8 protein-coding genes are annotated in these 8,051 nt (G+C 58.8%); 4 read left to right on the top strand and 4 right to left on the bottom strand.

Translation table 11 applies throughout. The annotated features are described in order from the left end of the window. Positions 1-38 precede the first annotated feature (38 nt). Positions 39-713 (top strand): hypothetical protein, encoded by a 675-nt coding sequence (locus B5E66_RS12335; protein ID WP_087233678.1) that lies wholly within the window; start codon positions 39-41, stop codon positions 711-713. 288 nt (positions 714-1,001) lie between these two features. On the opposite strand, the gene B5E66_RS12330 is transcribed toward B5E66_RS12335, so the two are convergent. Further along, positions 1,002-1,430 carry an RrF2 family transcriptional regulator gene (locus B5E66_RS12330; protein ID WP_087233674.1) on the bottom strand — a complete coding sequence of 143 codons (429 nt, stop codon included), beginning with the start codon at positions 1,428-1,430 and terminating at the stop codon, positions 1,002-1,004. Positions 1,431-1,723: 293 nt separating this feature from the next. On the opposite strand from B5E66_RS12330, the gene cysK reads away from it, so the two are divergent. Continuing rightward, positions 1,724-2,656: a cysteine synthase A gene (gene cysK / locus B5E66_RS12325; RefSeq protein ID WP_087233671.1), complete on the top strand. Its 933-nt coding sequence runs from the start codon at positions 1,724-1,726 to the stop codon at positions 2,654-2,656. Between the two features lie 6 nt (positions 2,657-2,662). Then, on the top strand, positions 2,663-3,799 hold the full coding sequence (locus B5E66_RS12320; RefSeq protein ID WP_087233668.1) for a GGDEF domain-containing protein: 1,137 nt from the start codon (positions 2,663-2,665) through the stop codon (positions 3,797-3,799). Positions 3,800-3,873: 74 nt separating this feature from the next. On the opposite strand, the gene nrdG is transcribed toward B5E66_RS12320, so the two are convergent. Continuing rightward, complete coding sequence (nrdG, locus tag B5E66_RS12315) at positions 3,874-4,428, bottom strand: anaerobic ribonucleoside-triphosphate reductase activating protein (protein WP_087233665.1); 555 nt, start codon at positions 4,426-4,428, stop codon at positions 3,874-3,876. A 554-nt stretch (positions 4,429-4,982) separates the two neighbouring features. Between nrdG and B5E66_RS12310 the strand changes: the two genes are divergently transcribed. Beyond that, positions 4,983-5,204: a hypothetical protein gene (locus tag B5E66_RS12310; protein ID WP_087233662.1), complete on the top strand. Its 222-nt coding sequence runs from the start codon at positions 4,983-4,985 to the stop codon at positions 5,202-5,204. Between the two features lie 110 nt (positions 5,205-5,314). Here B5E66_RS12310 and nrdD read toward each other — a convergent pair whose 3' ends face one another. Continuing rightward, complete coding sequence (nrdD, locus tag B5E66_RS12305) at positions 5,315-7,486, bottom strand: anaerobic ribonucleoside-triphosphate reductase (protein ID WP_087233660.1); 2,172 nt, start codon at positions 7,484-7,486, stop codon at positions 5,315-5,317. A gap of 286 nt (positions 7,487-7,772) precedes the next feature. Continuing rightward, positions 7,773-8,051: hypothetical protein (locus B5E66_RS13265; RefSeq protein WP_206393105.1), on the bottom strand; the 279-nt coding region annotated here is incomplete at its 5' end.

The raw sequence follows: 8,051 nt of genomic DNA, 5'->3' as shown, positions 1-8,051 counted from the left end.
CTCTATCTTTTATACACCATAAGGAGGAAAAATTCATTATGAAACTCAAGAAGATTGCTTCTCTGGCGCTGGCCGGCATCATGGCCGTCAGCATGCTGGCTGGCTGCAAGGACGGCAATAACAATAATGGCGGCGCTTCTTCCAGCAGCGAGCCCACCACTACGAATGTTGTTACCTACGCAAATGATGTGCTGTCTGCTTCCGAGAAGGAAGTTTTCACTTTTACCAGCAGCACCAATCTGGATACCATTCTGAAAAATGTGGCTACTGATACAAGCAAGTTTGATAGTACTGGCATTGAGAGGGTTTTTAATTCGACTGTCGCTGTGAACGGTCAGGTTCAGCGTGACGGTAATACTGGATGGCAGGAAATCAATTTGCTGGAAGGCGTTGAGGGTAAACTGGACGGTATTGTCACAGAGGATTTTACTGATCTTCCGAGCTCCAATGTAAAGACCCAGAAGAAAGTTGAGCTGTACACCATTTCTGGTGCTTATGAGGAAAAAGCTGCCGTTCAGAAGATTGTTGAGAATTTCTCTCAGTATATTAACAATTATGTTTTCCCCGAGAGCGTTGATAAGAAAGATTGCAGCTATACCGCAGAGATCAGCGCTCTGAAGGTTGCTAGCCCTGAGGACGCAGAGAAGACTGCTTGGGTTGTTGCAATGGTCTTCACCCAGACTTCTACTGCAAAGGCTAATGCTCAGGCCTAAACTTTACTTATAACACCCCCGGGGCACCATACCGGGAGATGATATAAGGGGCGTGCAGGTGCCAGAGACCACCTGCGCGCTCGGGTAAAACACCCATCCGATGTGGCGGCAAAGAGGAATAGAACCAATATTCCTTCTGTTGTTGATCGCACCAAAACAAAAGAACTTTTGCGTCACGAAAGATAGGGTCCCTCTGCGGGGGTCGGCCATACGGCCGGCCCCCGCATTGTTTTGTGGGCGGACAGCGCAAAAAGCCCCCGCCATCCTTTGCGGGATGCGGGGGTGGGGTCAGATCACATAGTCGTCCCCGGCCTGGGCGGGGCGCGCCAGGTCGGCCAGGGTGATCTTGTCCAGATAGGCCCGGATCACCTCGTCCAGGCCGCGCCACATTTCGTAGGTGCGGCACTCGGACAGCCGGCCGCAGTCGGCGCCCGGCTCCAGACAGGCCACCGGGGCCAGGTTGCCTTCGGTCAACAGCAAGATGTCCGATATCCGGTATTGGCTGGGGTCGCGGGTCAGGCGGTAGCCGCCGCCTTTGCCGCGCAGCCCCTGCAGCAAACCGTTCTGCACCAGGGTCTTGAGGATGTTTTCCAGGTACTTTTCCGAAATCTGTTGGCGGGCGGCGATCTCTTTCAGAGGGGTGTATTTCTCGGATTGGTGTTCGGCCAGGTCGATCATGACCCGCAGGGCATACCGGCCCTTGGTGGAAACGATCATATCATCCGCTCCTGTCCAGCCTGCGCGGGGCACAGGCTTTTTACCTATTATACGACAAGGTAAATGGATTTTCAACCGTATACGGTCGGAGTGTTGACAAAAATAGTGCCCAAAGTTATAATTCCCTTAAAACCAGTGGTCAATAGGGGTGTATCGGAAAAGCCAACGATGCCGCAAGATTCGTCCCGACCTGCCGCAGCGGCGCGGCAGATGGTATTTTTGGCAGACCGAACCGTAGGGGGCAGATACACTCTGGCAAAGGGCCGCCCCCGGCCCGCACAGGAGGTATACCCATGAGCCATATTTATACATCCGCCGACCAGCTGATCGGGCATACGCCCCTGCTGGAGCTGACCCACATCGAGCAGAACGAATTGCTGGAGGCCCGGATCCTTGCCAAGCTGGAAGCCTTCAATCCGGGCGGCTCGGTCAAGGACCGGGTGGCCAAGGCCATGCTGGATGACGCTGAGGCGCGCGGCCTGCTGGGCCCCGGCGCGGTGATCATCGAGCCGACCTCGGGCAATACCGGCATCGGTCTGGCCAGCGTGGCGGCAGCCCGGGGCTACCGGGTCATCATTGTCATGCCCGAGACCATGAGCGTGGAGCGCCGGCTGCTGATGAAGGCATACGGCGCCGAACTGGTGCTGACCGAGGGCAGCAAAGGGATGAGCGGAGCCATTGCCCGGGCCGAACAGCTGGCCGCCGAGATCCCCGGCTCCTTCATCCCCGGTCAGTTCGATAACCCCGCCAACCCGGCCGCCCACCAGAGCTCCACCGGCCCCGAGATCTGGGAGGACACCGACGGCCAGGTAGACCTCTTTGTGGCGGGCGTCGGCACCGGCGGCACCATCACCGGCGTGGGCCGCTATTTAAAGGAAAAGAATCCCGCCATCCGTGTGGTGGGGGTAGAGCCTGCCGGTTCGGCGGTGCTCAGCGGAGGCGCGCCGGGCCCCCACGGCTTGCAGGGACTGGGGGCAGGCTTTGTGCCCAAGGTGCTGGATACCGCGGTCTACGACGAGATCCTTCCGGTCACCGACGAGGCAGCCTACACCACCGGCCGCCGTCTGGGCCGTGAGGAAGGGGTGCTGGCAGGCATCTCGTCGGGCGCCGCCCTGTGGGCCGCCATCCAGCTGGCCCGCCGCCCCGAGAACAAGGGAAAGACCATCGTCACCCTTCTGCCCGACACCGGCGACCGGTATCTGTCCACCAAGATGTTCTCGGAGTGAGGGGTTATGGCAAGTTTGCTGGAGCAATGGCTGGCGCTTGCCATGCCCATGCTGGAGGTCCTGTTTTTCAACCTGCTCACCTTTGAGCTGTGCGCCCGCCGCCGGTACAGCCTGCGGTACACCGCCGGGGTGCTGGCCGCCTTTACGGCGGTTTTCCTTGCAGCGTGGATGGGGATGCAGGCGCTGGGCTTTCCAGTGGGCAACGGGCAGATGACGCCGCTGAGTTTTCTCTATCTGCTGCCCTACAAATACCTTTATAAGGGCACCTGGACCGGTTTGGCCATCGTCATGTGCACCTGCTGGATCTACACCCTGGGGGTGCTGACACTGACCATCCAGCTGACCGCCCTGCTGGACCTGAACGGCCCCTGGGCCGTTGTGGCGGTGGAGAGTCTGCTGTTCCTGGCCAGCCTGACGGTCTTCTACCGGCTGGCGCTCCCCAAGTACAACTATGTGCTGCAGCACATGGAAGGCGCCCCTGCCCACTGGAACCGCTTCATCGTTGCGGAGAACTGCCTGTGGCTCCTGCTGCTGTACACCATGCATCTGTCCTTCCTGGATACCGAAGGGAAGGTGGTGCATCTGCTGGCGGTGCTGCTTCTGCTGACCGTCATCTATGTGTCCTACTTCATCCTGTACCGGGCGCTGCTGGATACCGACCGGATGGTCCAGCTGGAAAAAGCCGCCCTGGAAGACCCGCTCACCCGTCTGGGGAACCGCGCCTGTCTGTGGCAGGACCTGGACGCCATGCTGGGAGAGCAGAAGCTGTTCTCGGTGGTGTTTATGGACCTGGACCGCTTCAAGCAGATCAACGACCAGTACGGCCATATGGTGGGGGACGCTTACCTCCAGCACTTTGCCCGGATCAGCGCGGAGATACTGGCGCCCCGGGGCAGGGTCTACCGGTTCGGCGGGGATGAGTTTGTGGCGGTGTGGTCCGGGGTGATCCCTGCGGCCATCCTCCAGGAGATCAAGGCCTGTTCCAGATGGGACGAAGGGGCGCCCTGCCCCTTCAATCAGGTCAGCATCGGGGTCCTGCACTGCCGCCCGCCCCACCGCGGCGCCGAGAAGATCCTGCAGCAGGTGGATCAGCTGATGTATCGGAACAAGCTGAAAAAACAGGGCGGAGACCTCCGGGAGTGAGTCCCGGACGTTCCCGCCGCATATTTGGGTCTGTATGAGACAGCCTGGCCTTTTGGCCGGGCTGTCTTTTTGGGTCAATCCATGGTGTGGGTGGAAAAGACCGGTTTATCCTGCCACAGGACAGGGCGGCCCGCTGCCAGGGTCCTGGGCATATCCAGCAGGCGCTGGTTGGCGCTGCCCCGGAAGCGCAGGGAGATATCGTACTGCGCCTGGACAAAGGGACCGTCCACCAGTACGTCCAGCAGGGCCAGCAGGCTGTCGGTCTCGGCGCAGCGGCAGCGGCTGGGCTGCTGCCCCAGCAGCTGTTCCAGGGTGTAGCCGGAATAGCACCACACCGTCTTGTCAGGGTAGAGGGATTTGAAATTGCGCACAAAGGGGAGCAGTTCCTTTTGGTTGGCCGGCTCCATGGGCTCGCCCCCCAGAAGGGACAGCCCTGCGATATAGTCGGGCTGGCAGGAGGCAAAGATCTGGTTGCGCACTTCTTTGGTGAAGGGCTGGCCATAGCCGAAATCCCAGGCCACCTCGTTGAAGCAGCCGGGGCACCGGTGGGTGCAGCCCGAGACGAACAAACTGGTGCGCACGCCGGGACCGTTTGCGATGTCGCAGTATTTGATGTTGGCGTAGTTCATGGAAATTCCTCCTTGCCGCAGGGTAATTGCGGCAGAAATGGCCCTGCCTGGAAGGGCCTTTTGTTTGTTACGGAATTACAGATCGTTCTGCAAATAAGAGTGTGCACGATGCGCGAACACTTTTCCGTGTAGATAGAACGAAAAATATTGCCTGGGACTGGTAAAACTTGTATGTGACGCCGAAATCCGTGATTGTTCACAAAAAGTTATTGATTTCGTTGTGCAGGATGAATATAATACAGGCAAGGACGCAGATAGAGGGCGTCCTGGAAAGGCCGGCGGTCGCCGCCGGAAATAAGTGGCCCGTTTGGTTTCAAAGCGAGGGCTGCGCGCCGGAGCTTTGGCCCGGGCAATGCACGAGCAATGGGAGCCATTGCTCAGACCAAAAGGAGAGACCACTATGAAATATATCGAACTGATCCTTGCTTCGATCAGCACCAAGGCCGCCATGCAGAGCCGGATGGAAGACGCCTGCGTTGACCGCTGGGGCTTCTGCCTGGACAGCCAGAACTGACCGAAGCCGACCAAAACCGACAGAAAGGATGGATGCTTTTATGATCGAGAGAGTCAGAGTAAGAAACATTGACCAGATCAATAAGATCGCCTATGTGGCCAGCGCGCTGGACAGCGACGTGGGTATCCATGACGCCAACGGCCAGATCGCCGATGCCAAGAGCCTCTTGGGGCTGCTGCGGCTGGACTACACCCGCCCCGTGGAGGTAGTCTCGGAGAACGCCCGGGCCCTGCGTGCCTGCGTGCGCGCCTGCGCTGTCTGAGCGCCCTGCCGGAAACCGATACGGCGCCCCGGGACCTGAGGGTCCCCGGGCAGACATAGGATGACACAAAGAAACCCCCGCCGGAGCGATCCGGCGGGGGTTTTTGGCACTTACAGGTGGAGCACCCGGTCCCGGATCTCCTGGGTACGGCCCTGGTTCCAGAACTGTGTCCCGATATAACCGCAGGTGCGGCGGGCCACGTTCAGCTTGCTCTGGTCGCGGTTGCCGCACTTGGGGCATTCCCACACCAGCTTGCCGTCGTCCTCCACGATCCGGATCTCACCGTCGTAGCCGCAGCACTGGCAGTAGTCGGATTTGGTGTTCAGTTCCGCGTACATGATGTTGTCGTAGATGAACTGGAGCACGCTCATGACGGCCTCCAGGTTATCCTGCATATTGGGCACTTCCACATAGCTGATGGCGCCGCCCGGTGACAGCTTCTGGAACTCGCTCTCAAACTTGAGCTTGGTGAAAGCATCGATCTGCTCCGACACATGGACGTGGTAGCTGTTGGTGATATAGTTCTTGTCGGTGATGCCGGGGATGATGCCGAACCGCTTCTGCAGGCAGGTGGCAAACTTGTAGGTGGTGGACTCCAGCGGGGTGCCGTAGAGGGAGTAGTCGATGTTCTCGGCCTGCTTCCATGCCTTGCAGCAGTCGTTCATGTGCTGCATGACGCTGAGCGCAAAGGGCTTGGCTTCGGCGTCGGTGTGGCTCTTGCCGGTCATATACTTGACGCACTCATACAGGCCCGCATAACCCAGGCTGATGGTGGAGTAGCCGCCGAACAGCAGCTTGTCGATCTTCTCGCCCTTCTTCAGGCGGGCCAGGGCGCCGTACTGCCACAGGATGGGAGCGGCGTCGCTGAGGGTGCCCAGCAGCCGCTTATGACGGGCCTGCAGGGCCCGGTGGCACAGGTCCAGCCGCTCGTCAAAGATCTTCCAGAACTGCTCGAAACTGCCCCCCGAGCTCAGGGCCACGTCCACCAGGTTGATGGTCACCACGCCCTGGTTGAACCGGCCGTAATACTTGGGCTTGTTGGTCTCGGGGTCCACATAGGGGGTCAGGAAGCTGCGGCAGCCCATGCAGGTGTAGCAGTGGCCTTCGCCGTTCTTATCCACCTTCAGCTCCAGCATCTTCTTCTCGGAGATATAGTCGGGGACCATCCGCTTGGCGGTGCACTTGGCAGCCAGCTCGGTCAGATAATAATAGGGAGAGCCGGGGCGGATGTTGTCCTCCTCCAGCACATAGATCAGCTTGGGGAAAGCGGGGGTGATCCACACGCCGGCCTCGTTCTTGACGCCCTGGTAGCGCTGGCGGATGGTCTCCTCGATGATGATGGCCAGATCGGCTTTCTCCTGGGGGCTGCGCGCCTCGCCCAGATACATAAAGACGGTGATGAAGGGAGCCTGGCCGTTGGTGGTCATCAGGGTGACCACCTGGTACTGGATGGTCTGGACGCCGCGGTTGATCTCAGCCCGCAGCCGCTTTTCCACGATCTGCTTTTTCCGCTCCTCGGTGACGGGCAGGCCCTCCATCTCGCTTTCCACCTCGGCTGCGATCTTCTTGCGGGAGACATCCACGAAGGGAGCCAGGTGGGTCAGGCTGATGCTCTGGCCGCCGTACTGGTTGGAGGCCACCTGGGCGATGATCTGGGTGGCGATGTTGCAGGCGGTGGAGAAGCTGTGGGGTTTCTCGATAAAGGTGCCCGAGATGACGGTGCCGTTCTGGAGCATATCCTCCAGGTTGACCAGGTCGCAGTTGTGCATATGCTGGGCAAAGTAGTCGGCATCGTGGAAGTGGATCAGGCCCTCCTGGTGCGCCTTGACGATGTCGGGGGGCAGCAGCAGCCGCGCGGTCAGGTCTTTGGAGATCTCGCCGGCCATATAGTCACGCTGCACGCTGTTGACGGTGGGGTTCTTGTTGGAGTTTTCCTGCTTGACCTCCTCGTTGTTGCACTCGATCAGGCTGAGGATGCGCTCGTCGGTGGTGTTGGTCTGGCGCTTGAGGTTCTGTACATAGCGATAGGTGATATAGTGGCGGGCCACGTCGTGGGCCTGGATGTCCATCAGCTGGTTCTCCACCATATCCTGTACCTCTTCCACGCTGACGGCGCGGTTGAGGCACTGGCACTTGTCGGTGACCGCTGCGGCGATCTGGGTGATCTGCTCGCGGCTCAGGCGGAGCTTTTCGTCCACCGACTGGTTCGCTTTGGAGACAGCCACAATGATCTTGGTGATATCAAAGGGCACTTCGGTGCCGTTCCGCTTGATGATCTTCATGAGGTCCTCCTTCTCTCTGGTGCAGACTGCACAGGGCGCCGGCCGCGCCGCAGCTGCATTTATGGTTATGGCAGGCCTGCCCTCTGCCCGGGGACCGTCCGGAACAGCCTCTCTTTATGAATAGGAAATAGGCCCTGCGCGTCTGTGCGATGGAACAGGCGGCCAGCGGCCGCCTGCTCTACAATGTCTATCATACCATTATTTAGGGCTAAGTCAAGCCTCTAACCACAACATTTAGTGTTTTTCGGAATGTTGCCCAAAAATGGACCCGGAATTTCAGAGGGAATCAGGGGCCAGGGAGAGAAGCGGAAAAACTCCCAAAAAGTTGAAAAAAGGGGTTGACAAAAGGAGGAAAGAGTAGTACTATACATGAGCGCCCAGCGGGGCGCCCACAAAACGCAAAAGAGCTTGCGAAAAGCTTCAAAAAAAGAGCTTGACAAGCAAGGGCGGATGTGGTAAAATAAACAGGTCGCCGGTCGAAAGACAGCGCGGCGCAGGACCTTGAAAATTGAACAATATCGAATACTTGTAACGGAACCTTTAAAGTGTTGGAAACACTTAAAAT

The organism is Faecalibacterium sp. An121 (assembly GCF_002160915.1).
Lineage (GTDB): Bacteria > Bacillota > Clostridia > Oscillospirales > Ruminococcaceae > Faecalibacterium > Faecalibacterium avium.
Note: the sequence above shows the minus strand (reverse complement) of the source record. Positions and strands in the feature narration are given on the sequence as shown.